At 64.4% G+C, this 23,486-nt stretch carries 23 protein-coding genes and 2 tRNA genes; 18 read left to right on the plus strand and 7 right to left on the minus strand.

Annotated elements, in window-relative coordinates; translation table 11 throughout:
* Positions 1 to 15 precede the first annotated feature (15 nt).
* From J3474_RS20390 to J3474_RS20440, 11 genes are all read left to right on the plus strand, one after another.
* Positions 16 to 1,032: a cytochrome c oxidase assembly protein gene (locus tag J3474_RS20390; protein ID WP_242528509.1), complete on the plus strand. Its 1,017-nt coding sequence runs from the start codon at positions 16 to 18 to the stop codon at positions 1,030 to 1,032.
* A 162-nt stretch (positions 1,033 to 1,194) separates the two neighbouring features.
* The gene (locus J3474_RS20395) at positions 1,195 to 2,721 is read left to right on the plus strand and encodes an acyl-CoA carboxylase subunit beta (protein WP_013833959.1); all 1,527 of its coding nucleotides are present in this window, start codon (positions 1,195 to 1,197) and stop codon (positions 2,719 to 2,721) included.
* A 194-nt stretch (positions 2,722 to 2,915) separates the two neighbouring features.
* Positions 2,916 to 4,100, plus strand: a complete 1,185-nt coding sequence (locus tag J3474_RS20400) for an acetyl-CoA C-acyltransferase family protein (RefSeq protein WP_207095403.1) — start codon at positions 2,916 to 2,918, stop codon at positions 4,098 to 4,100.
* A gap of 4 nt (positions 4,101 to 4,104) precedes the next feature.
* The gene (gene mce / locus J3474_RS20405; protein WP_013833957.1) at positions 4,105 to 4,542 is read left to right on the plus strand and encodes a methylmalonyl-CoA epimerase; all 438 of its coding nucleotides are present in this window, start codon (positions 4,105 to 4,107) and stop codon (positions 4,540 to 4,542) included.
* Between the two features lie 107 nt (positions 4,543 to 4,649).
* Complete coding sequence (scpA, locus tag J3474_RS20410; RefSeq protein WP_207095404.1) at positions 4,650 to 6,788, plus strand: methylmalonyl-CoA mutase; 2,139 nt, start codon at positions 4,650 to 4,652, stop codon at positions 6,786 to 6,788.
* A 20-nt stretch (positions 6,789 to 6,808) separates the two neighbouring features.
* Positions 6,809 to 7,612 carry a DUF3445 domain-containing protein gene (locus J3474_RS20415; RefSeq protein WP_207095405.1) on the plus strand — a complete coding sequence of 268 codons (804 nt, stop codon included), beginning with the start codon at positions 6,809 to 6,811 and terminating at the stop codon, positions 7,610 to 7,612.
* Between the two features lie 10 nt (positions 7,613 to 7,622).
* A complete protein-coding gene (bioB, locus tag J3474_RS20420) occupies positions 7,623 to 8,675 on the plus strand; it encodes a biotin synthase BioB (RefSeq protein WP_013833954.1) in 1,053 nt (350 codons plus the stop codon).
* A 118-nt stretch (positions 8,676 to 8,793) separates the two neighbouring features.
* Complete coding sequence (locus tag J3474_RS20425) at positions 8,794 to 9,150, plus strand: lysozyme inhibitor LprI family protein (protein WP_242528510.1); 357 nt, start codon at positions 8,794 to 8,796, stop codon at positions 9,148 to 9,150.
* Positions 9,150 to 11,171 (plus strand): acetyl/propionyl/methylcrotonyl-CoA carboxylase subunit alpha, encoded by a 2,022-nt coding sequence (locus J3474_RS20430; RefSeq protein ID WP_207095406.1) that lies wholly within the window; start codon positions 9,150 to 9,152, stop codon positions 11,169 to 11,171. Before J3474_RS20425 ends, J3474_RS20430 begins: the two co-directional genes overlap by 1 nt.
* Positions 11,172 to 11,174: 3 nt before the next feature.
* Positions 11,175 to 11,546, plus strand: a complete 372-nt coding sequence (locus J3474_RS20435) for a tRNA-binding protein (protein WP_207095407.1) — start codon at positions 11,175 to 11,177, stop codon at positions 11,544 to 11,546.
* Positions 11,546 to 12,328 carry a thioesterase family protein gene (locus J3474_RS20440; RefSeq protein WP_207095408.1) on the plus strand — a complete coding sequence of 261 codons (783 nt, stop codon included), beginning with the start codon at positions 11,546 to 11,548 and terminating at the stop codon, positions 12,326 to 12,328. Before J3474_RS20435 ends, J3474_RS20440 begins: the two co-directional genes overlap by 1 nt.
* A gap of 7 nt (positions 12,329 to 12,335) precedes the next feature.
* On the opposite strand, the gene J3474_RS20445 is transcribed toward J3474_RS20440, so the two are convergent.
* From J3474_RS20445 to J3474_RS20460, 4 genes are all read right to left on the minus strand, one after another.
* Positions 12,336 to 13,742 (minus strand): peptide MFS transporter, encoded by a 1,407-nt coding sequence (locus J3474_RS20445; RefSeq protein ID WP_207095409.1) that lies wholly within the window; start codon positions 13,740 to 13,742, stop codon positions 12,336 to 12,338.
* Positions 13,743 to 13,840: 98 nt separating this feature from the next.
* A complete protein-coding gene (locus tag J3474_RS20450) occupies positions 13,841 to 14,026 on the minus strand; it encodes a DUF3008 family protein (RefSeq protein ID WP_041559054.1) in 186 nt (61 codons plus the stop codon).
* Positions 14,027 to 14,324: 298 nt separating this feature from the next.
* On the minus strand, positions 14,325 to 15,440 hold the full coding sequence (aroB, locus tag J3474_RS20455; protein ID WP_013833948.1) for a 3-dehydroquinate synthase: 1,116 nt from the start codon (positions 15,438 to 15,440) through the stop codon (positions 14,325 to 14,327).
* On the minus strand, positions 15,431 to 16,006 hold the full coding sequence (locus tag J3474_RS20460) for a shikimate kinase (RefSeq protein WP_041559053.1): 576 nt from the start codon (positions 16,004 to 16,006) through the stop codon (positions 15,431 to 15,433). The genes aroB and J3474_RS20460 overlap by 10 nt, the downstream gene beginning before the upstream one ends.
* Positions 16,007 to 16,077: 71 nt before the next feature.
* Between J3474_RS20460 and J3474_RS22930 the strand changes: the two genes are divergently transcribed.
* The 4 genes from J3474_RS22930 to J3474_RS20475 all read left to right on the plus strand — a co-directional run bounded on the left by J3474_RS22930 (position 16,078) and on the right by J3474_RS20475 (position 20,579).
* Entirely contained in the window at positions 16,078 to 16,212 is a 135-nt protein-coding gene (locus J3474_RS22930) for a hypothetical protein (RefSeq protein ID WP_256437862.1), read from the plus strand.
* Entirely contained in the window at positions 16,209 to 18,092 is a 1,884-nt protein-coding gene (locus tag J3474_RS20465; protein ID WP_207095410.1) for a hypothetical protein, read from the plus strand. Before J3474_RS22930 ends, J3474_RS20465 begins: the two co-directional genes overlap by 4 nt.
* A 4-nt stretch (positions 18,093 to 18,096) precedes the next feature.
* A complete protein-coding gene (locus J3474_RS20470; protein WP_207095411.1) occupies positions 18,097 to 18,990 on the plus strand; it encodes a tyrosine recombinase in 894 nt (297 codons plus the stop codon).
* Positions 18,991 to 19,073: 83 nt separating this feature from the next.
* Positions 19,074 to 20,579 (plus strand): M48 family metalloprotease, encoded by a 1,506-nt coding sequence (locus J3474_RS20475; RefSeq protein ID WP_207095412.1) that lies wholly within the window; start codon positions 19,074 to 19,076, stop codon positions 20,577 to 20,579.
* Positions 20,580 to 20,684: 105 nt separating this feature from the next.
* Here J3474_RS20475 and J3474_RS20480 read toward each other — a convergent pair whose 3' ends face one another.
* Positions 20,685 to 20,852, minus strand: coding sequence for a Flp family type IVb pilin (locus J3474_RS20480; RefSeq protein WP_007014874.1), 168 nt, complete (start codon positions 20,850 to 20,852; stop codon positions 20,685 to 20,687).
* 125 nt (positions 20,853 to 20,977) lie between these two features.
* Positions 20,978 to 21,163, minus strand: a complete 186-nt coding sequence (locus tag J3474_RS20485; RefSeq protein ID WP_007014875.1) for a Flp family type IVb pilin — start codon at positions 21,161 to 21,163, stop codon at positions 20,978 to 20,980.
* 100 nt (positions 21,164 to 21,263) lie between these two features.
* On the opposite strand from J3474_RS20485, the gene J3474_RS20490 reads away from it, so the two are divergent.
* From J3474_RS20490 to J3474_RS20500, 3 genes are all read left to right on the plus strand, one after another.
* Complete coding sequence (locus tag J3474_RS20490) at positions 21,264 to 21,683, plus strand: (deoxy)nucleoside triphosphate pyrophosphohydrolase (protein WP_207095413.1); 420 nt, start codon at positions 21,264 to 21,266, stop codon at positions 21,681 to 21,683.
* 44 nt (positions 21,684 to 21,727) lie between these two features.
* Positions 21,728 to 21,804: transfer RNA gene (locus J3474_RS20495), tRNA-Arg, on the plus strand.
* 59 nt (positions 21,805 to 21,863) lie between these two features.
* Positions 21,864 to 21,940, plus strand: a tRNA-Arg gene (locus J3474_RS20500).
* A gap of 149 nt (positions 21,941 to 22,089) precedes the next feature.
* Here the strand turns inward: J3474_RS20500 and J3474_RS20505 are convergent.
* Positions 22,090 to 23,436 (minus strand): chloride channel protein, encoded by a 1,347-nt coding sequence (locus J3474_RS20505; RefSeq protein ID WP_013833941.1) that lies wholly within the window; start codon positions 23,434 to 23,436, stop codon positions 22,090 to 22,092.
* Positions 23,437 to 23,486 lie beyond the last annotated feature (50 nt).

Here is a 23,486-nt window from a genome sequence, read left to right on the forward strand (position 1 = left end):
GCGAGTCTTCTCGCGGTGCTTTCGACCCCTGCGCTGGCCCATGGCGGGCACGTCCACGCCGATGCCAGCCCCTGGACGCTCTGGCAGTTGTCGCCCGAGATCATTGTCGGTCTCGTGGTCGTTGCCCTGATCTACTGGAAGGGCAGCCGGCATGGCCTCGTCGCCGAGCGATGGCGGCTGCTGGCGTTCAACGGTGGCTTGCTTGCCCTCTTCGTGGCGTTGATCTCTCCGGTCGAGCGGCTGGCCGACCACATCTTTGCGGTCCACCAGGTCGAGCATATGCTGCTGCGCACGGTGGCGCCGATGCTCATCTTCCTGTCGCGACCGCAGGCCGCGCTGGTGCGCGGGTTGCCCAGGGGCGTTAGCCGGTTCTTCGCGGGTTCCGGGCCCTTGCGTGGCCTCGTCGAATTCCTGCGCATCCCGTTCGTGGCGACGGTCCTGTTTCTCGCGGCCAGCCTGTTCTGGATGTTGCCCCACTGGCACGATCTCGCGATCTTGGACGAGCCGATCCACTACATGTGGCACATCAGCCTGCTGGTGACAGGGCTGATCTTCTTCTCGGTCATCTTCGACCGGCGCGCCGCACCGCAAGGGCCGGGGCTGGGCGCGCGCCTTGCGATGTTCGTCTTTGCGGCGCTGGGCAACATCGTCCTGGGCGCGTTCCTGACCTTCAAGACGATCCCGCTCTACGATGCCTACCTGACGCTGGGGCACATGTGGCATGTCTCGATGCTCACCGATGAGCAGACCGGCGGCATCGTCATGTGGATCCCGGGCACGATGATGTTCGCGATCTCCGCGCTCGTGGTGATCCACCGCTGGGGCAGCGAGGAGGAGCGGCTGGTGTCGCGCCGGATGCGGACGGGACGCGAACTGACCGCTGAGCGAGCACCTGCAAATCGTGCCCTCGCGATCGGTCTGGCGGGCTTTGCGTTGCTCATGCTGGCGATCACCGTCAGCGTGGTCGCAGTGATCGATCATCCCCACGACAAGGCCCGCGATTTCGGCCTCTCCGGCAAGATTCCCGGTTGAGCGAAACTTGCGCTCCCGGGCCATCGGGTATGCCAAATGTGGCGGTTTTCGAGGCTGTGTTGATTTAATCGGTCGGTTAAAAACTATTGACCTGAGGCTCGCAACCTGCCTTAGGCACGGACACGAGAACAAGCTGAAACCTCTTCGGAGAAGGGAAGCCGAATGTCCGCGAATATTGCCGAAATGGAGAAGCGTCGCGCCGCCGCCAGAATGGGTGGGGGGCAAAAGCGTATCGACGCTCAGCATGCCAAGGGTAAGCTGACCGCGCGTGAGCGTCTGGAAGTTCTGCTCGACGAGGGCAGCTTCGAGGAACTCGATCTCTACGTCGAGCATGACTGCGTCGACTTCGGCATGCAGGACCAGCGTATCCCCAGCGACGGCGTCGTGACCGGTTCGGGCACGATCAACGGCCGACTGGTCTACGTGTTCAGCCAGGACTTCACCGTGTTCGGCGGTTCGCTCTCGAACCGTCACGCGCAGAAGATCTGCAAGGTGCTGGACAACGCGATGAAGGTCGGTGCGCCGGTGATCGGTCTCAACGATTCCGGCGGCGCGCGCATCCAGGAAGGCGTCGCCTCGCTTGCAGGCTATGCCGAAGTGTTCCAGCGCAACGTGATGGCTTCGGGCGTGATCCCGCAGCTTTCGCTGATCATGGGTCCCTGTGCGGGCGGCGCGGTCTATTCCCCGGCGATGACCGACTTCATCTTCATGGTGAAGGACAGCTCCTACATGTTCGTCACCGGTCCCGACGTCGTGAAGACCGTGACCAACGAAGTCGTCACCCAGGAGGAACTCGGCGGTGCGGTCACGCACTCGAGCAAGACCTCGGTGTCCGACCTGGCGCTGGAGAACGACGTCGAGACGCTGCTTGCCGCGCGCGACTTCTTCGACTTCCTGCCGCTTTCCAACCGCGAGGAAGTGCCCGAGCGTCCGACCGCCGATCCGTGGGACCGTCTCGAGGAAAGCCTCGACACGATCATCCCGCCCAATGCCAACCAGCCCTATGACATGCACGAAGTCATCAGGAAGACGCTGGACGAGGGCGAGTTCTTCGAGATCCAGCCGATGCATGCGGCAAACATCATCTGCGGTTTCGGCCGCGTGGAAGGCAAGACCGTGGGCATCGTCGCCAACCAGCCGATGGTGCTGGCCGGCGTGCTCGACATCAACTCGTCGAAGAAGGCCGCGCGCTTCGTGCGCTTCTGCGATGCCTTCAACATTCCGATCATCACCTTCGTCGACGTTCCCGGCTTCCTTCCCGGCACCGACCAGGAGCACAACGGCATCATCAAGCACGGCGCGAAGCTGCTCTTCGCCTATGCCGAAGCCACCGTGCCCAAGATCACCGTGATCACCCGCAAGGCCTATGGCGGTGCTTACGACGTCATGGCGTCCAAACACCTGCGCGGCGACCTCAACTATGCCTGGCCGACCGCCGAAATCGCGGTCATGGGCGCCAAGGGCGCGGTGGAGATCATCTTCCGCGGCCGCGACGCCGACGGCATGGCCGCTGCCACCAGGGAATACGAAGACCGCTTTGCCAACCCGTTCGTGGCTGCCAGCCGCGGCTACATCGACGAAGTCATCTACCCGCATTCCACCCGTCGTCGCATCGCCCTCGGGCTTCGCAAGCTGCGCAACAAGCAGCTCGAGAATCCCTGGAAGAAGCACGACAACATTCCATTGTAATCCGTGGTGGGCAGGACGACATTGCCTTCATGCGTCGTCCCTGCCGATCCGGACGTGATCGATGGCTGCCCCCGCGCTGTATCCGCTTCGAAAGACGCGGGACGCAAGCTCAAGGGACGGCATTTGGATGAAATCAGGACGGCTGCAGGTCCCGCCAAGAGGATCGCGTCCTTCCGCAGGAGAAAGTACAGATCATGGAAGATATCTATATCCTCAGCGGCGCCCGCACTGCTATCGGCTCGTTCGGTGGCTCGCTGGCACCTTTCCGTCCGGCCGAGCTTGGCACGATCGTCATGGAAGAGGCGATCAAGCGCTCGGGAATCAGTGCTTCGGACATCCAGAACGTGGTGGTCGGCAATGTCGTGCCCAGCCAGCCGAAGGACGCCTACATCTCGCGCGTTGCCTCGGTAAACGCGGGCGTCCCGGTTTCCTCGCAGGCCATGAACGTCAATCGCCTGTGCGGCTCTGGACTTCAGGCGATCGTTTCAGCGGCCCAGGCCATCGCCCTTGGCGAGCATGACTTCGCTATCGGCGCCGGTGCGGAATCGATGTCGAATGCCCCGCACATGACCAGCTCCGCCCGCAACGGCGTGCGCATGGGCAATGTCGTGTTCGAGGACGCGATGCTCGGTGCGCTGCACGATCCCTTCGAGGGCATCCACATGGGCGTGACCGCGGAGAACATCGCGTCGCAGTGCCAGATCAGCCGTGAAGAGCAGGACGCGCTGGCCGTCGAGAGCCACATGCGCGCCGCCAAGGCGATTGCCGAAGGTTACTTCAAGGACCAGATCGTCCCGGTCGAGATCAAGTCGCGCAAGGGCACAAAGGTGTTCGACACCGACGAGCATGTCCGCGCCGATGCCACGCTGGAAGGCATGGCCAGCCTCAAGGCGGTGTTTCAGAAGGACGGTACGGTCACGGCCGGCAATGCCTCGGGCCTCAACGACGGCGCCGGCGCAGTCGTTCTCGCCAGCGGCAAGGCCGTTGCGGCCAAGGGACTCAAGCCCCTCGCCAGGATTCTCGCCTGGGGCCATGCCGGCGTCGAGCCGAGCGTGATGGGCCTGGGCCCGGTCAAGGCAGTTCCTGTCGCTCTCGAGCGTGCGGGTCTCAGCCTCGACCAGATCGACGTGATCGAGAGCAACGAGGCATTCGCTGCGCAGGCTTGCGGCGTTGCCAAGCAGCTCGGCTTCGATCCTGCCAAGACCAACCCGAACGGTTCGGGCGTATCGCTGGGCCATCCGATCGGCGCGACCGGCGCGATCCTGACGATCAAGACGGTCTACGAACTCAAGCGTACGGGCGGCAGGTACGGCCTGATCACGATGTGCATCGGTGGCGGCCAGGGCATCGCCATGGTCATCGAGAACGTGGAGGACTGACTTCGTGAAGCTCGGCCGGATGAACCACATCGGCGTCGCGACGCCGGATCTCGATGCCTCGATCGCCTTCTACCGCGACGTCATGGGCGCCACCGACATTACCGAGCCCTTCGTGCTCGACAGCCAGAAGGTGCGCGTCTGTTTCGTCAACACCCCGGGCGAGAACGGGACCGCGGGCACGCAGGTCGAGCTTCTGCAACCGACAGAAGCGGATTCCGCGGTGGGCAAGTGGCTGGAGAAGAACCCGCTCGGGGGGCAGCACCACATTTGCTACGAAGTGCCCGACATCCATGAGGCGAAGGCCTGGTTCGAAGGGCAGGGCAAGCGGGTGCTGGGCGAGCCGCGCATCGGCGCACACGGAACGCTGATCTTCTTCGTCCACCCCAAGGACATGGGCGGCCAGCTCACCGAGATCATGGAAACGCCCAGGGAAGCGCATTGAGGAACAAGGCGTCCCGGGTCTGACCCGGGACCGCTGGCCGGGCGCGGCCTGTGAATGCCAGCGATCCCGGTTCGTACCGGGAGGAAAATATACGAGGGAAACGGGAAATGGCTGACATCAACGACTGGAAGGCAGCGGCGGACAAGGAGGTCAAGGGCAAGGACCTGACCTGGCACACGCCCGAGGGCATTGCGGTCAAGCCGCTCTATACCGCCGAGGACGTCAAGATCGATCCGGGCCTGCCCGGCTTTGCGCCCTTTACCCGCGGCGTCAAGGCATCGATGTATGCAGGCCGTCCCTGGACGATCCGCCAGTACGCCGGTTTCTCGACCGCCGAGGAATCCAACGCCTTCTATCGCCGCAACCTTGCGGCGGGCCAGAAGGGCCTGTCGGTCGCCTTCGACCTTGCCACCCACCGCGGCTACGATTCCGATCACCCGCGTGTCGTTGGTGACGTTGGTATGGCAGGCGTCGCCATCGACTCGGTCGAAGACATGAAGATTCTTTTCGACGGCATTCCGCTCGACCAGATGTCGGTCTCGATGACCATGAATGGCGCCGTGATTCCCGTGCTCGCCTTCTTCATCGTCGCCGGCGAGGAGCAGGGCGTTCCCACCGAACAGCTTTCCGGGACCATCCAGAACGACATCCTCAAGGAGTTCATGGTCCGCAACACCTATATCTATCCGCCCGAACCCTCGATGCGGATCATTTCGGACATCTTCGCTTACACGGCGGACCACATGCCGAAGTTCAACTCGATCTCGATTTCCGGCTACCACATGCAGGAAGCCGGGGCGACGCAGGTGCAGGAACTGGCCTTCACCATTGCCGACGGCATGGAGTACGTGAAGTACGGCGTGGCCTCTGGCCTCGACATCGACAAGTTCGCCGGCCGCCTCTCGTTCTTCTTCGCGATCGGCATGAACTTCTTCATGGAGATCGCCAAGCTGCGCGCCGCGCGCACGCTGTGGTATCGCGCCATGACCGAGCTCGGCGCGAAGTCCGAACGCTCCAAGATGCTGCGCACTCACTGCCAGACCTCGGGCGTCTCGCTGCAGGAGCAGGATCCTTACAACAACGTCATGCGCACCACGATCGAGGCGATGGCCGCGATGCTGGGCGGCACCCAGTCGCTGCACACCAATGCCCTCGACGAGGCGATTGCGCTGCCGACCGACTTCTCGGCCCGCATCGCACGCAACACCCAGATCGTCATCCAGGAAGAGACCGGCATGTGCAATGTCGTCGATCCGCTGGGCGGCTCCTACTACATCGAGGCACTGACGCAGGAACTGGTCGACAAGGCCTGGGAGATCATCGAGCGCGTCGAGAGCGAAGGCGGCATGGCCAAGGCGGTTGCCGCCGGCTGGCCCAAGGCGATGATCGAGGAAGCCGCTGCCGGTCGCCAGGCACGCGTCGACAAGGGCGATGACGTGATCGTCGGCGTGAACAAGTATCGCCGCGACCAGGAAGACGCGATCGAGACGCTGGAAGTGGACAACCACAAGGTCCGCGAAGCGCAGATCGCCCGCATCAATCGCGCCCGCGAAAGCCGCGACGAAGCGGCCTGCCAGGCAGCGCTCAAGGCGATCACCGAAGGTGCGAAGGGCAAGGGTAACCTGCTGGCGCTGGCAGTCGAGGCTGCGCGCCACCGCGCGACCCTGGGCGAGATCTCGGACGCGATGGAAGCCGTCTTCGGCCGTCACGGCACGTTCCCCACCCCGGTCAAGGGCGTCTACGGTTCGGCCTATGCCGGCGACAACCGCTACCAGCAGGTGATCGACGGCGTGGAAGCGGTTACCCGCCGCCTGGGCCGCAAGCCGAAGATGTTCGTCGCCAAGATGGGCCAGGACGGCCATGACCGCGGCGCCAACGTGATCGCCTCGGCCTTCACCGACATGGGCTTCGAGGTCGTCTCCGGCCCGCTGTTCCAGACGCCGGAAGAAGCCTGCCAGATGGCGCTGGAAAGCGGCGTTGACGCGGTCGGTGCCTCTTCGCTGGCGGCCGGTCACAAGACGCTGATCCCCGAACTGATCGGCCACCTGCGCAATGCCGGACGCGCCGACATCAAGGTCGTCGCGGGCGGCGTCATCCCGCCGCAGGACTACGACTTCCTCAAGAAGGCGGGCGTTCAGGGCATCTACGGTCCCGGTTCGAACGTGGTCGAGTGCGCCGCCGACATGCTGCGCCTGCTTGGCCACAACATGCCGCCCGCCGGCAGCGAACTGGAAGCGGCCGAGTAAGGCGCGAGGGGCGAGGGGCGATGTCACTGGGTTTCTCTGTCGAGGCGCTCTTGCCTGACGCGCGGGTCTCCGGCCCGCTGCGCATGGGGCTGGTGCGTCTAGACGAAAGCCGGTGGCTGGATCCCGAGCCGAACCTGGCCGCGCGCGCGGCGGGCTTTGACGCCCATCCCGAGAGCGTGATGGTCCTGCCCGAAGCCGAAGCGGGGATTGCCGAAATGGCAGACCTGCTTGGCGTGAAGGGCGGACTGGAGACTTGCGCACGCTCGGTCTGGGAGGACCTGTGCGTGATGGTGCAGGATGCGCCGGGACAGCCGTTCCGCCTGGGGGCAGGGGCCGTCGCCTTTCCGACCGACTGGCGTCTGTCCGAAAAGATCGGCCGCCCGCTGCACCAGGTCCATGAGCCGATCCACGGCTATGCCGAGCAGTTGGCCTCGGGCGTGGACAAGTTCATGAACGGATTGCAGTCGTTCAACATCTTCGGACGCACCAATGCCTTCGTCGTGGCCTCGAATGACTTGCGCTACATGCCCGCAGCTGCGCCGGAGCAGCGCTTTGCCCATGTCACTGCGGACAATGCAGGCGAGACGCTGTTCGTGCGCTGCGAACGCGAAGCACTGCGGCGCTTGCCGAAATCGCGCGCGATCGTCTTCACCATCGGCATTTACCTAACCCCCCTCTGCCAGCTCAGCGACGCTGCGGTGGCGCGAATTGCGCAGTCGGTGGAGGGATTTGCAGGTGGGGAACTGGAACGTCGCGCCGGACCGCACTATGCAGCGGCGCTGACCGCCTATGCCGCGCGCCGTGCGCAGGCCAAGGCTGCCTGAGGAATTCGAGATGACCAACGCCCCCCAAACCGAGCCCCGTACCGACTGGACCCGTGAGGAAATCGCTGCGCTGTTCGACCTGCCCTTCACCGAGCTGGTCTTTCGCGCCGCCGAGGTCCACCGCGCCAATCACCCGCATAACGAAGTGCAGCTCTCGACGCTGCTCTCGATCAAGACCGGTGGTTGCGCCGAGGACTGCGGCTACTGCTCGCAATCGGTCCATGCCGACAGCGGCGTCAAGGCGACCAAGCTGATGGACGTGCAGGCCGTGCTGCAGCGCGCGGCGCAGGCGGCCGATCAGGGCTCCACCCGCTTTTGCATGGGCGCCGCGTGGCGCAACCCCAAGGATCGCGACATGCCGGCCATCATCGAGATGGTGAAGGGCGTGCGCTCGATGGGCATGGAAACCTGCATGACGCTGGGCATGCTCACGCCTGAGCAGTCGCAGATGCTGGCAGATGCCGGGCTCGACTACTACAACCACAATATCGACACCTCGCCTGAGCGCTACGACCAGGTCATCACCACGCGCACGATGGACGATCGCCTCGAGACGCTTTCCAACGTGCGTTCGGCCGGGATCAACGTCTGTTCGGGCGGGATCGTCGGCATGGGCGAAACGCGCGAGGACAGGGTCGGCTTCGTCCACACGCTGGCGACGCTGCCCGAGCATCCCGGCTCGGTACCGGTCAATGCTCTCGTCCCGGTCAAGGGCACGGTGCTGGGTGACATGCTCGCCGATACCCCGCTTGCCAAGATCGACGACGTGGAATTCGTGCGCACGGTCGCCGTGGCGCGAATCACCATGCCGCGTTCGATGGTGCGCCTTTCGGCGGGCCGCGAGTCCATGTCCGAGATGACCCAGGCCATGTGCTTCATGGCCGGCGCGAACTCGATCTTCACCGGTGACAAGCTGCTCACCGCGCCCAACGCGGGCGATGACAACGACGCGGCGATGTTCGCGCGCCTCGGCATCAAGCCTATGGCGATCAGCGAAACCGATGCGCAGGTCGAAGCGTCGCGCATGCCCAAGGGCTGCATCAAGCTGGAAGCGATGGACTGATGGCCGCGGCCCTCCCTCGTCATCCCCGCGCAGGCGGGGAGCCCGCTGCACGGCGGGACCTTGCGTTCAAGCGGCAATCCCGCCTTCGCAAGGGTGACGGCAATGGGGAGGGGGCCGAGTGATCTTCACGCTGTTGCTGATGGCGGCCGAGCCGCAAGTCGATTGCTCCAATGCAATGACGCAGACGGACATGAACATCTGCGCTTACAAGGACCTCCAGGCCGCCGACCGCTCGCTTAACGCGGCGTGGAAGCAGGCCGCGGCCAAGGCCCGGTCCGAAGGCGCACAGCAATTCGCAAGGCTCCTCGATGCCCAGCGCAAGTGGCTCGCGTTCCGCGACGCCCAGTGCCTGGCCGAGAATGGCCCGCGCGAGCAGAGCGGCACGATCTGGCCGCTCGTTCAGAACACCTGCATGCAACGACTCACCGAGGCGCGCACCGATCAGCTGCGCGAATACGTGGAAACGGAGAACTGATGTTCAAGAAGATCCTCATCGCTAACCGGGGCGAGATCGCCTGCCGTGTCATCAAGACCGCGCGCCGCATGGGCATCCAGACGGTCGCCGTCTATTCCGATGCGGATGCCCGCGCGCCATTCGTGCAGATGGCCGATGAGGCAGTGCATATCGGTCCGGCGCCTGCCGCGCAGTCTTACCTGATCGCAGAGAAGATCATCGAGGCCTGCAAGCAGACCGGCGCCGAAGCGGTTCACCCGGGCTACGGCTTCCTGTCCGAACGCACCTCCTTTGCCGAGGCTTTGGCCGCAGAGGGCATTGAGTTCATCGGCCCGCCCGTGAACGCGATTGCCGCGATGGGCGACAAGATCGAGTCCAAGAAGCTCGCCAAGGAAGCGGGCGTCAACGTCGTGCCCGGCTACGTCGGCGAGATCGAGGACACCGAGCACGCGGTGCAGATCTCCAACGACATCGGCTACCCGGTGATGATGAAGGCTTCGGCCGGCGGCGGCGGCAAGGGCATGCGGCTGGCCTATTCCGAGAAGGACGTCCGCGAGGGCTTCGAGTCCGTCAAGCGCGAGGGCCTCAACTCCTTCGGTGACGACCGCGTCTTCATCGAGAAGTTCATCCTCAATCCGCGCCACATCGAGATCCAGATCCTCGGCGACAAGCACGGCAACATCCTTTACCTGAACGAGCGCGAGTGCTCGATCCAGCGTCGCCACCAGAAGGTGGTCGAGGAAGCGCCGTCGCCCTTCGTCACAGAAAAGATGCGCAAGGCCATGGGCGAACAGTGCGTCGCGCTGTCCAGGGCCGTGGGCTACTACTCGGCGGGCACGGTCGAGCTGATCGTCTCGGGCGCCGACCCGAGCGGCGAGAGTTTCTACTTCCTCGAGATGAACACCCGCCTGCAGGTGGAGCACCCGGTCACCGAAGCGATTACCGGGGTCGACCTCGTCGAGCAGATGATCCGCGTCGCTGCCGGCGAGAAGCTGGAGATGACGCAGGATGACGTGAAGATCGACGGCTGGGCCATCGAGAACCGCGTCTATGCCGAAGATCCCTATCGCGGCTTCCTGCCCTCGACCGGTCGCCTCGTGCGCTATCAGCCGCCGGTGGATGGCTGGACCGATGACGGTGCGGAGAACGGGCGCCGCGGTATCGATGGCATTCGCGTCGACGACGGCGTCTACGAGGGCGGCGAGGTCTCGATGTTCTACGACCCGATGATCGCCAAGCTGATCACCTGGGGCAAGACCCGCGATGAGGCCGCCGACAAGCAGATCGCCGCGCTCGACGCCTTCGAGATCGAAGGTCTCGGCCACAATATCGACTTCGTCTCGGCGATCATGCAGCACCCGCGCTTCCGCTCGGGCGAGCTGACCACCGGCTTCATCGCCGAGGAATATCCCGAGGGTTTTACCGGCGCGGCGACGTCGGAAGAACTGAAGGTGAAGCTTGCCGCCGTGGCCGGCTTCGTCGCGACTGCGCGCTCGGACCGCTCGCGCCGCATCTCCGGCCAGCTTGCCGATCCGACCGATCCGCCGGCCGACTGGACGGTGACCATCGACAAGACCGACTACGTGGTCGTGCTTGACGAGGATGTGGTGACGGTGAACGGCGAGGAAGTCGAACTCGCGCTCGAATACACGCCGGGGGATCGCCTGGTCGAAGCCGAAGTCGACGGCGAGGACCTTGGCATCAAGCTCGAAGTTACCCGCACCGGCTTCAAGATGACCACGCGCGGCGCGATCCACAAGGTCGACTGCCTGCCGACCCGCGTGGCCTATCTGTCGCAGCACATGATCGAAAAGATCCCGCCGGATCTTTCCAAGTTCCTCATCTGCCCGATGCCGGGCCTGCTCGTCGCGCTGAACGTGAGCGAGGGCGAGAAGGTCGAAGCCGGCCAGCCGCTCGCGGTGATCGAGGCGATGAAGATGGAAAACATCCTGCGCGCCGAGAAAGCGGGCGTGGTGAAGTCGGTCAATGCCAAGGCCGGCGAAAGCCTCGCGGTCGACGCCGTCATTCTCGAGATGGAGTGACGATTGCACCTCGATCATGATCCGGCCGCACCTGCAGCCGATGCGATTGCCTTCGACGATTTCCTGAAGGTCGACATTCGCATCGGCACCGTCGTGGCGGCCGAAGTCTATGAAGGGGCGCGCAAGCCGAGCTACAAGCTGCGGATCGATTTCGGTCCCGGCATCGGTGAGAAGAAGAGCGTCGGGCAAGTCGCGGCGCTCTATTCTCCTGAAGGCCTGATCGGACGCCAGGTGGCGGCCGTGGTCAATTTTCCCGTTCGCCAGATCGGCAAGGCGCTGTCCGAAGTGCTGACACTGGGCTTTGCCGATGAGGAGGGCCGGGTGACGCTGTTCTCGCCGGACAAGGCGGTCCCCAACGGATCTCGCCTGTTCTGATGACCGGCTTTGCGCAGGTGCTTGCTGCAGGCGAGACGCTCGAGGACGGCCTTGCCGTCGAAGTGCCGTCCCGCTGGCTCCAGGGGCGCACGGCCTACGGCGGATTTTCCTCTGCCCTGGCGCTGGTCGCCGCGCAGCAGGTGGGAGGGGACCTGCCGCCCCTGCGCTCAGCGCAACTGGCGATGATGGCGCCGCTTTCCGGTCGCATCGAGGCGCGTGCCAAGGTCGAGCGCCAAGGGCGCAATGCCACCTGGGTCTCGGCGCAGATCACCGGCGACAAGGGGCCGGCGTTCACCGCCAGCTTCGTGTTCATGCGGGCGATCGAAAGCACGCTGACCTTGGACGAGCGCCCGGTGCCGGACGACGTCGTGGCGCTCGAGGATGCGCCGCCGATGGCGCCCGACTTGCTTGCGCCGTTCATTCGCGACCATTTCGATGTGCGCCTTGGCGTACCCGTGCAGGGCGAGCGAGAGCCCGACTACTGCTGGTGGCTGCGCTCACGCGACTGCGGTACGCTCGATCCGATGGTCGAGATCCTGCTGTGCGGGGACGGGTTGCCGCCGGGCGTCCTGCCGATGATGCCTGCGCTGGTTCCGGTCAGCAGCATGCATTGGCAGGTCAATCTGCTTACGGCCCTGCCGCAGACGCGTGATGGCTGGTGGCTGCTGCGCTCCACCGGCGACTTTGCCCGACACGGCTGTTCAAGTCAGCGCATGGCCATGTGGAACGCCCAAGGGCAGGCGATTCTCGCTGGAATGCAGTCCATCGCGCTCTTCGGTTGAGGCCGGTTCAGGCCCCTTGCGATTGCTCCTCGTCCTTGTCGGCAAGGATCTTGCCGAGGAACATCCTGAGCACCGCGAAGGCGACAAGGCCGAAGGCTGCGGTGGCGACATGGAGCAGCCAGAAATGGACCGTGTCCATGCTGGAGTACCAGCCGCCGACGATGCCCACCGTCTTGTTGGCCGCAAAGAAGGCCAGGTAGTAGATCCCCACGACCGTTGCATTGAGCGCGCGCGGGGCGACCTTGGTGAACAGGGCCAGGCTGACCGGCAGGACGTGGGCGAAGCCGATCGAGTTGAACAGGTGGAACATGACCGGCCAGAACAGGCCGATCTTCGCGTCGCCCGCTGTCGCCGCGGCGATCACCAGGCACATGCCGCCCATCACGGTGAAGACCGAACCGATGATCATCTTGCCCAGTTCATCCGGTTCGCGGCCGGTGCGATCGCTGCGCCACTTCCAGAATGCGGCAACTGCCACCAGCTTCGAGAAGCTGAGCGTTGCATCGATGGTGATCATCCAGCTTGTCGGCAGGGTTTCGCCGAAGAAGGTGAGCTGGAACTTCGCGTCCGCCCAGACGAGATAGGCGTTGAAGATTTCCTGATTGGTCAGGATGGCGATCGCGAGCACCGGGACCAGGATCGCCAGAGCGCCAAGTCGGGGCCAGTCGCTCCGCTCCAGTCCCGTGGACTTTGCCTTGCCATCCTTGGTGTCGGCGGCATCGGCCGGGAGATACGGCCGCGCGCGCAGGTACAGCACCAGGCCCAGGACCATGACGACGCCGGCAGTGCCAAAGCCGTAGTGCCAACCGACCTTCTCGCCGAGCGTGCCCGAGATCAGCGGGGCCGCGATGACCGAGACGTTGATGGCAATGTAGAAGATCTGGAACGCCATCGCCCGGCGCAGGTCGTTGGGTTTGTAGAGCTCCCCGACCTGGCTGGCGATGTTGCCCTTGAACAGACCTACGCCGACGACGAGCGAGACCAGAGCGAAGAGGAACATGCCTTCGAAGGCCATCAGGAAATGGCCCAGGGACATGATCAGCGCGCCCGCAATCAGCGTGGCGCGGCGCCCGAGCCAGCGGTCGGCGACAATTCCCCCCAGGATCGGGGTGAGATAGACCAGCGAAGTGTAATCGCCGAAGATCGCGGAGGCGAGCGGCTGCCCGCTCAGCCCTGCGTAGTATCCGGTGCGCAGCCAGTCGAGGCCGATGACTTTCCCGATGTTCTCCGGAAGCAGGAGATACTTGACCATGTAGAGCACCAGCAGGGTCTGCATGGAGTAGTAGGAAAAGCGTTCGCAGCCTTCGACGAACGAAAGATAGCCAAGGCCCTTGGGATGTCCGAGAAAGGCGCGGTCGTCCGCGACGGCTTCTTCGGGGAAATCCAGTTCCGGAGTTGCTTCGGCAACAGTCATTGCGCCCTTCGCATTATTGTTATCCAAGTGGGTAACTTAGAAACATTTTCGCGTAATGTCACGGGGCGCTGGATACCCTGCCGGATCGTGGCAACGGGCTACTCGTCGATGTGATCCGGTTTGTCCTTCCGAGAAGTGCCCGCAAAGTCCTCGAGCTGCTTTTCGTTCATCGATTCATACATTTCCCGCGAAGCGCCCTTGAGGTCGCTCTTGTTGGCTTCGCCGCGCTTGGCGGCAAGTGCCGCACCGGCGGCTTTCTGCTGGGCCTTGGATTTGGCAGGCATGGTCCGCGTGTCCTTTCCTTGCTTGTGCTTCCGCAATGCCCTGCGATTCGCGCCAAGGAAAAGGCGGCAGGCCCGATCGACCCACCGCCTTCCGGTGCCCCCGGGTGCCTCGGGGACGTTCCCCCCCGGCCAAGGGCAATCCTTTGCGACCCGCTCGTGGCTCTTAAGCGGTACTCCAATCCATCTCGGGAACGCGCGCAAATGCGAGGCCGTTCCCGCTTGGGGGGACGGCCCGCCGCTTGTGCTGCACGGTGCATCCAGAAAGGTACGCGCCCTCGTTAAGACGCGCGTCTTAGCCTCAGGCCGGCTCGCGGGCGAGTTCGCCGTCGAGGAACTGGGCGACATCGTCGAGCGAGACTTCCTTGTCGAGGTAGGTCTTGCCGATGCCCTTCATGAGCAGGAAGGGCAAGGTACCAGCATCCATCTTCTTGTCATGGAGCATGTGCTTCACGAGTGCGGCTCCATCGCAGTCGAGGCCGAGCGCCGAGAGGTTGGCGGGCAGGCCGACTTCGCCGAAATGCTGCGCAACATGATCCGCGCTCGCCATGGGCATGAGGCCCTTGCGTGCGGAATAGCGCGCCGCCAGGACCATGCCGAGCGCCACTGCCTCGCCGTGGAGCAGGCGCTGGGAAAAGCCGGTTTCGGCCTCCAGCGCGTGTCCGAAGGTATGGCCGAGGTTCAACAGGGCGCGGCGCCCGGTGGTTTCGAACTCGTCCTCTGCAACGATGCGGGCCTTGGCGGCGACCGAGTGGGCGACGGCATATTCGCGCAGGGCGCTGTCGCCGGCGACCATTCTTGCGCCGTTGGCATCGCACCATGCGAAGAAGTCGGCATCGTCGATCAGGCCGTACTTCACGACTTCCGCATAACCGGCGAGTAGCTCGCGGGTCGGCAGCGTCTCGAGCGCAGAGAGGTCGGCGAGGACCAGCGAGGGCTGGTGGAAGGCGCCGACGAGGTTCTTGCCTGCCGGGGTGTTGATCGCGGTCTTGCCGCCGACGCTCGAATCGACCTGCGAAAGCAGGGTGGTCGGGACCTGGATGAACCTGCACCCGCGCTTCAGCACTGCCGCGCAAAAGCCGGTGAGATCGCCGATGACCCCGCCGCCAAGCGCGATGATGTGATCTCCGCGCTCAACCTCCAGGCTAAGCAACCAGTTCACCGTGGCCGCCAGTTCGTCCCAGGACTTGGTGTGCTCGCCCGGCGGCAGGATGCGCCAGTGCGGTTCATGGCCGTTGTCGCGCAGGCTGGCCTCGACAAGGTCGCCCCAGGCGGCGTGGACATTGGCGTCGGTGACGATCGGCACGTCCCGCTTGCGCAGCTTGCCGCGGCAATGGGGCACGAGTTCGGCGAGGAGCCCTGCGCCTACGCGTACTTCGTAGGGGCGACCGGCGATATTGACCGGGATCACAGCCATTGCGAAATTCCCTGAAGGACCTTGTTGATAGTCTGGACGTGCGGTCCGGGTCCGCTCAGGACATGGATCGGCGCCTGCGAATAGTGTGGACGGCGTTCCTCGCGCAGCCGGGCCAGGATCTCGCGCGGTTCCCCGTCCTTCAGCAGCGGGCGGTTGTCCTTGCGGCCGGTCCGCTCGACCAGGGTATCGACTTCGCTGTCCAGCCAGATGGTGAGGGCGCGATGCAGAATCAAGGCGCGGGTCTCGGCATTGCAGAAGGCGCCGCCGCCCGTCGCTATCACGCGGCACCCTTCGCTTTCGTCGATCAGGCGGGCGATTACACGGCGCTCGCCGTCGCGGAAGTAGTCCTCGCCGTAAGTCTCGAAGATCTCGGGAATACCCATCTGGGCGGAGCGTTCGATTTCTTCGTCGGCATCGACGAAGGGGCAGTTGAGCAGCGAGGCCAGCCTTTTGCCCACGCTCGACTTGCCAACCCCCATCATGCCGACAAGCACGATCGGGCGATCGATGCGCCTTGCCAGTGCGGCAATTTCCTGTGCGGAGAAGTGGGTCTGTTGAACGTCCATTGCCCCACCGCCTATAGTTGCGCTAGGTCGCAGCGCAAGCATCGGTGAAGGAAGGCGAGTTGACGGTTACAATGCGAAGGCGCACGATTCTGGGAGCCGTCGCCATCCTGGTCATTGCATTGCTGGCATGGAGCTGGATCGACGCTGGCCGGGAACCGGTGCGCGAGATCGTTCAGCCCGTCCCGGTACCGGAGTTGCCGAAATGAGGCGCGCCTATCTTCTGGCCGGTGTGGCCCTGACCCTGACATCGGCCTGGGCCGTGGCGCAGGATGCGCCCGAATCGCTGCTTCCCAAGATGTTCCAGGACCCGGCGCCTGCGCCCAGTCCGACACCGACCTCGCGCGCTACCGCGGCGCCGGCCGCCTCGTCCAATGCCTCGAGCGGCAATCCAGCCGCGCCGCGCGCGGTTTCGACCCCGGTCGTGCAGGCGCTTCCCGGCAACGCGACGGGACAGGCTGCGCAAACGCAGCAGCAGGAGGGCGAACTCGCCCTGACCCGGCTTCCCACTCTCGAGGAAATCGAGAAGATGACGCCGGACGACTTCGAGGAGTTGCTGGGCAGCAAGATCCAGCTCGACATGCCGCCTGCCGCGCGCCGCTCGATGGAGCAGGTGGGCATGCTGGCTGAGGGCGAGGGCGGGCTACCTGCGGCCTCGCTCGCCGGGCAGAACCCGAAGCTGGTGGAACTGGCACTGTCTTCGAACCGCGGCGCGCTCGTTTCGCGCTGGGGCCACATCCTGCTGCGCCGCGCGCTCGTTTCTCGCCTGCAGGCGCCTGCGGGCATGGAGCCGCAGCAATTCGCCGCACTGCGCATCGGCCTGCTGCTGCGCATGGGTGAAATCGATGCCGCGCGCGCCGTGCTGCAGGACATCGATATCGACAATTATACGCCCACCCTGGGCGAACTGGCGATGAGGACCTATGAGCGCACGGCCGATTTCACTGGCCTGTGCCCGGTCATGGCGACCCAGGGCAAGCTGCGCGACGATCCGCAATGGGATGTTGCCAAGGCGATCTGCGAGGCTTTTCGCGGCAACAGCAGCTCGGCGCTGTCCAGGCTGGAGCGGGATCGCCGAACCGGCAAGATGGACAACATCGACATGCTCCTTGCGCAGAAATACGCCGGTGCCGCCGGCAAGGCGCGCCGGGCGGTCACGATCGAATGGGACAAGGTAGAAGGCATGACGCCCTGGCGTTACGGCCTGACGATCGGCACCGGCATGGAGCCGCCCGCTCGCCTGATGAACAAGGCCAGCGTGCAGTACGACTACACCAATGCGCTCGCCCCGATGGTCAGCCTGCAACGCCGGGCCGCGTCCTCTGATCGCGCCGCCGCAGCCGGCATCCTGTCGAACGCGGCCATGGTCGACCTCTATTCGCAGGTCTATGCCGATACTGACATTACCGGCGACTTCCAGGACGCGGCGGAGTCCCTGCGCGATGCCTATACGCTGCAGAGTCCGGATTCCCGGCTGGCCGCCATGCAGGCCCTGTGGAACAGCGCGAGCGATCCGGCTTCCGGTTATGCCCGCAAGGTCCTTACCGCAGCGGCGGCGGCCCGCATGCCGGCCTCGGAGGATTACGCGGACAATGCCGCCTCGCTGATCACGTCGATGCTCTCGGCCGGTTTCGATGCCAATGCCATGCGCTGGTCTTCGGTGGTGGAGAAGGGGAGCCCGGCCTGGGGCCTGTTGGCGCTGGTCTCGAAGGATGGCAGCCACTCGGTCGATACCGGCGATCTCGATCGCTACATCGACGACGATGAAAGCGCCAACAAGCGCAAGGCCGCGTTTCTCGTTGCCGGACTGGCAGGTCTGGGGCGTCTGGGTGAAAACGACATCTCGCGCTATTCCAACGACCTCTCGCTGGAACTGGCGGGCTCGACCCGCTGGACGACTGCGATCGACAGCGCGGCGGGGCGCGGCGATGCCGCCAGCGTGGTGCTGCTCATGGGCTTCGGCATGCAGGGATCAAACTGGCAGCGCATGACGCCGCGCTATCTCTACCACATCATTTCCGCCCTGCGTCAGGTGGGCATGGAAGCCGAGGCGCGCCTGATTGCCGCCGAAGCGGTCGGCCGCGCCTGATCGCATGATCGGGGCGGGAGAAGACCTCGCCGAACGGTTTCTCGCTGTGCTGGCAGTGGAGCGCGGTGCGGCGGCCAACACCCTGGCGGCCTACCGGCGCGACCTTGCCGCCGCTCGGGAACAGCTGGGCGATCTGGCCAGCGCTGATGGCCCCGCTCTTGCCGGGCTGGGCCAGGCATGGAGCGACCTTGCTGCCTCGAGCCTTGCGAGACGGTGTTCGGCGTTGCGGCAGTTCTACGGTTTCCTTGTCGACGAGGGCTTGCGCAAGGACGATCCCTCCGGCTCGCTGCCCAAGCCGCGTACGCGCCGTCCCCTGCCGCGCCTGCTTTCCCACGAGGACGTCGAGCGGCTCCTGGTACTCGCCGAAGAGGAGGCCAGCACGGGGCGTGCGGACGCGCTGCGCATGCTCGCGCTGCTCGAGTTGCTCTACGGTTCGGGCCTGCGTGCAAGCGAACTGGTCTCCTTGCCGCTGACGGCGGTACCGCGCGATGCGCCGTTTCTGCATGTGACGGGCAAGGGCGGTCAGCAGAGGATGGTCCCGGTCAGCGGCCGCGCCCGCCAGGCGCTGTCGCGTTGGCTGGAAGTGCGCCGCGGGCAATCGAAGTTCCTGTTTCCCTCCAGCGGCGCGAGCGGACACCTGACGCGTGTGCGCCTGTTCCAGCTCCTGCGGGCGCTCGCGCTGCGGGCAGGCATCGACCCCACCCGAGTTTCTCCGCACGTCCTTCGCCACGCCTTCGCCACGCACCTGCTGGAAGGCGGCGCGGACCTGCGCGTCCTGCAAACCCTGCTTGGCCACGCCGACATTGCCACCACGCAGATCTATACGCATGTCGAGAGCAGCCGCCTCGTCGAACTCGTCAACGCGCGTCACCCGCTCGCCGGCAAGCGCAGCGGGTGAGGGGAACAAGCGAGGCACCTCGCCGTTGTGTGAGGCGGAAGATCACGAACTGTGCAAAAGTGAATGAAGGGAAGGGCATGACCATGGCATCGCGACGCTTGAGGGCCGCAACTCTGATCGGCACGAGCCTGGGTTTCGTGGCCCTGGGATCGGCTGCATGCGTTCCGGCCGCCAGTGGCGGCAGCGTGGGATCGACGGGGATGCCGACAACGTCGGCCTCGATCAGCCAGGCCGACAAGGCCGAAGGCGCCAAGGCGCATCCCCAGTTGCTGGAAGAATTCGGCGGTTCGGTGTCCGGTCCCCAAGCCGCTTACGTGGAATCGGTAGGCAAGACGATCGCCGTGCAGTCCGGATTGAGCAACGCGCGCGGCGACTTTACCGTCACCTTGCTCAACAGCCCGGTGAACAATGCCTTCGCGATTCCCGGTGGCTATGTCTACGTCACCCGCCAGTTGACCGCGCTGATGAACAATGAGGCGGAGCTGGCCGGCGTGCTGGGCCATGAAGTGGGCCATGTCGCCGCGCGGCATGCCGCCAAGCGCCAGCAGGCCGCCCAGCGCAACCAGATCATAGGCGTGCTTGGCTCGATCCTCTCGGGCGTCCTGCTCGGCGACAGTTCGTTCGGCCAGTTCGGCCAGAAACTGTTCTCGCAGGGCTCGCAGCTTCTGACGCTCAAGTACTCGCGCTCGCAGGAGCTTGAGGCCGACAATCTCGGGATCACTTATCTCAAGCGCGCGGGTTACGATCCGCGGGCGATGGCGACGGTGCTGGAAAGCCTCGCGCGGCAAAATGCCCTCGAGGCACAGTTGCGTGGGACGAGCAATCAGGTGCCCGAGTGGGCCTCGACCCACCCTGACCCCGCTTCGCGTGTGCGCGATGCGCTGAACCGGGCGGGCAGCAACGCGACGGGGCTAACCAATCGCGACCGGTTCCTTACCGGCGTCGATGGTCTTGTCTATGGTGACGATCCCAAGCAGGGCGTCGTCGAAGGCAGCAAGTTCACCCATCCGGTGCTGCGCTTCGCCTTCGAGGCTCCGGACGGCTTCTACATGGTCAACGGCTCCAGTGCGGTGTCGATCAACGGTCAGTCGGGCAAGGCCCAGTTCTCGGGCGGCAAGTTGAGCGGAAGCCTCGAGACCTACATTCAGACCGTCTTTTCCGGGCTGACCGATTCGGGGCAGGCAAAGATCGCTCCGTCCTCGGTCGAGCGCACGACAGTGAACGGCATTCCGGCCGCTTATGGCGTCGCGCGCGTGCAGTCCTCGAATAGCAGCGTCGATGTCGTCGTCTTCGCCTACGATTTCGGCAACGGGCAGGCCTATCACTTCGTCACGATCGCGCAGGCGGGCGGCGCCAGGGTGTTCAATCCGATGTTCCGCAGCCTGAAGCGGATATCCGCCAGCGAGGCAGGCAGCGTGAAGCCGCGCCTGCTCGATGTCGTCACTGTAAAGTCAGGTGACACCGTGCGTTCGCTGTCCCAGCGCATGGCGTACAGCGATGCGCAGCTCGAACGCTTCCTGGTGCTCAACGGTCTGCAGTCGAATGCGACGCTGACGCCGGGGCAGAAAGTGAAAATCGTCACTTACTGAGGCGCCAGTTCTGTCGAGTATGGAGAACAGCGCGATCGGGCAAAAGAAAAGGGGCGGCAGGTTTCCCTGCCGCCCCTATCCGGTTCTTGCTATGACTACGCCGAATTAGGCGTTGGCCATCGCCGAAGACGTCTTCTCGAAGGTCGAGGTGAGCTGCGAGCCCATGCCCTGCATGGCAGCGATCGCGGCAACCGCGATCAGAGCAGCGATCAGACCGTATTCGATTGCGGTTGCGCCTTCTTCATTGCGGCGCAGCTTGGCGAGAAACTTCATGTCGTGTCTCCTGATAAGTGCAGTCTTGTGTACCCGGTCCGGCAAGCTCAAAACCCCATTAGCGATCCGGACATCTTGCTGAATTAAGGATCATTCGTTGAAAAATGCTTAAATCGATTGATCCACTAGGTTCCACTGACTGCAGTGGCCGTCTTGTCGGCGATGTCGGTCCACATATCGACTGTGACTGTGGCAACGGAATCGATCGACACGATGACGACCAGGACCACCAGGCCGAGTATCAACGCATACTCGACGGCGGTGGCGCCGCGTTCGTCAGCGTACAGTTTCGGCAGGATGTCTTTGTACATCGTGAGTGTCCCGCAGTTCCCCTAGTAATCCGGGAGATCTCATCTTGGACTTAATTCATTCTTAAAAAGGCGCTTGGATCTGGAAAATTCTTTTACAGCTATGCTGGTGGTCGCAGTTGCACTTCGCGATGCCACTGGCCGTATCCTCATGCAGCAGCGCAGTTTCCGTGCCGAACATGGGGGGCTATGGGAATTCCCGGGGGGCAAGGTTGAACCTGGCGAAAGCCCTGAATTGGCAGCCGTACGAGAGCTGGAAGAGGAACTGGCCGTGCGAATCGAGCCCGAGGCGCTGGTGCCAGTGGGCTTCGCCAGCGGATCGACAGGCGGCGGGAAGGGGCCGTCCCGCCCGCTTGTAATCCTTCTTTACGAATGCAGCCGCTGGCATGGCGAGCCGCAGCCCCATGAGGCCGAAGCCATCGCATGGCACGTCCCCCGGGCGATCGGGGCGCTGTCGATGCCGCCGCTCGACTACCCGCTTGCAAAGGCCCTGTGCAGTTTCCTTGCAAGAAAGACGATATAGGCGTTGACCCGAGGCGAATCCCTTTCTAAAGGCGCCACTCCAACGCGCCCGTAGCTCAGCTGGATAGAGCATCAGACTACGAATCTGAGGGTCGGACGTTCGAATCGTTCCGGGCGCGCCAATTCTTCCGATCGGGCTTTTCAGGCCTGCCGGTGGAAGCGGATAAAATTTGGATCATGCGCGCCCGTAGCTCAGCTGGATAGAGCATCAGACTACGAATCTGAGGGTCGGACGTTCGAATCGTTCCGGGCGCGCCATCATCCCCCGCCAGGCTTTCGGCCTCGGCGGGGTTTGTTTTGTCCGGGCTGGGTGAAGGCTTCGGGCGCCATGTCACAGGCGCAAAAGGAAAGCCCCCGCACTTGAGGCGGGGGCTCCTTTGTTCGGTGCCAGGCCTTGAGGGGCCGTCTCAGGCCTGCTTGGCTGCGGAATCGCCCTGGCTGCTGCGCTGGACCACAAAGCCCTTCGATAGACCGTGGTAGAGCTTCTCGCGGCACACCAGCTTGCTGACGGCATCGGCGATGATGGCGGTCATGAACAGGGGCAGGATCATGCCCCGGCTGGCGGTTGTTTCCATGAGAATGATGACGGCAGTCAGCGGCGCACGCACGACGCCCACGAAGTAACCGGTCATGCCCAGCAGCACGATGGCGGCCATCGGGTCGTCCGGGAACAGGAACGAGAGCAATTGGCCGAAGCCCGCGCCCACGGACAGCGATGGGGCGAAGATGCCGCCCGGCGCGCCTGAAACGGCAGTCGCCGTTGTCACGAGGAACTTGGCGGGGCCGAACCAGATCGAGGCATCGCCCTGGCCTTCGACGAGCTGCTTGGTGGTCTCGTAGCCGGTGCCCCAGGTCGAGCCGCCGGTAAGCAGGCCGGCGATGGCGACGATGAGGCCGCAGGCAAAGGCGGCAAGCACCGGGCGCTTGCGTACTGCGACAAACCAGGAATGACCGCTGCGGGCGAATGCCAGCAGGCAGCGCGAGAACAGGCCGCCTGCCGCACCGCCGAGGATGCCTGCAACCGGTGCGGCCAGGACGACCGAGCCGACATCGAGCGTTTCGTGCATGACGCCGAAGTAGACATAGTCTCCGGCGATGCCGAGGCTGACGAGGCCAGAGGCGACGACTGCGGCCATCACCAGCACGGCGACGCGCTGTTCGAAAGCGGAGGCCAGTTCCTCGATGGCGAAGGCGACCCCGGCGAGCGGCGTGTTGAACGCGGCGGCGACGCCGGCGGCGCCCCCGGCGATCAGGACGCCTGCGGTCATCGGGACGCGCAGGATCTTGTGGCAGGTGATCATGATCGCGGCGCTGACCTGCACCGTCGGTCCTTCGCGGCCGACCGATCCACCGACCAACAGCATGGCGACCGTCAGCACCAGCTTCGCCATCGCGGTCGGCAGGGAAAGCAGCTTGGAATAGGCCAGGTCGAGGTCCTTGCCCGCTGCGATGACCTGCGGGATGCCCGAGCCCTTGGCCGCAGGTGCCCAGGTGTTGGTGATCCAGACGACAGCGGCAAAGACGCTGGGCGTGAGAATCAGCGGCAGGTAGGGATAGCTGCGCGTGATCGAGAGGAAGATCTGCTGTGCCTTGTCGCCGGTCCAGGCAAAGACGATTGCCAGTAGTCCCAGGGAAATGGCGCCGGCGGCAGTGGCCGCTCGGCGGCGGGCAAGGTCGAAGGAGGTGTCAAAGCCGGGAACGGCTTTCGCGAATTGTTTGAAATGCTCCTGAGGAGACAAGGCGCCGCAGCTCACTGTGTTTGGATCTGGAAATTGCCGCGCAGCACTGCACGGCGGGATTCGCG

The sequence above is a fragment of the Novosphingobium sp. PY1 genome (genome assembly GCF_017312445.1).
Classification (GTDB): domain Bacteria; phylum Pseudomonadota; class Alphaproteobacteria; order Sphingomonadales; family Sphingomonadaceae; genus Novosphingobium.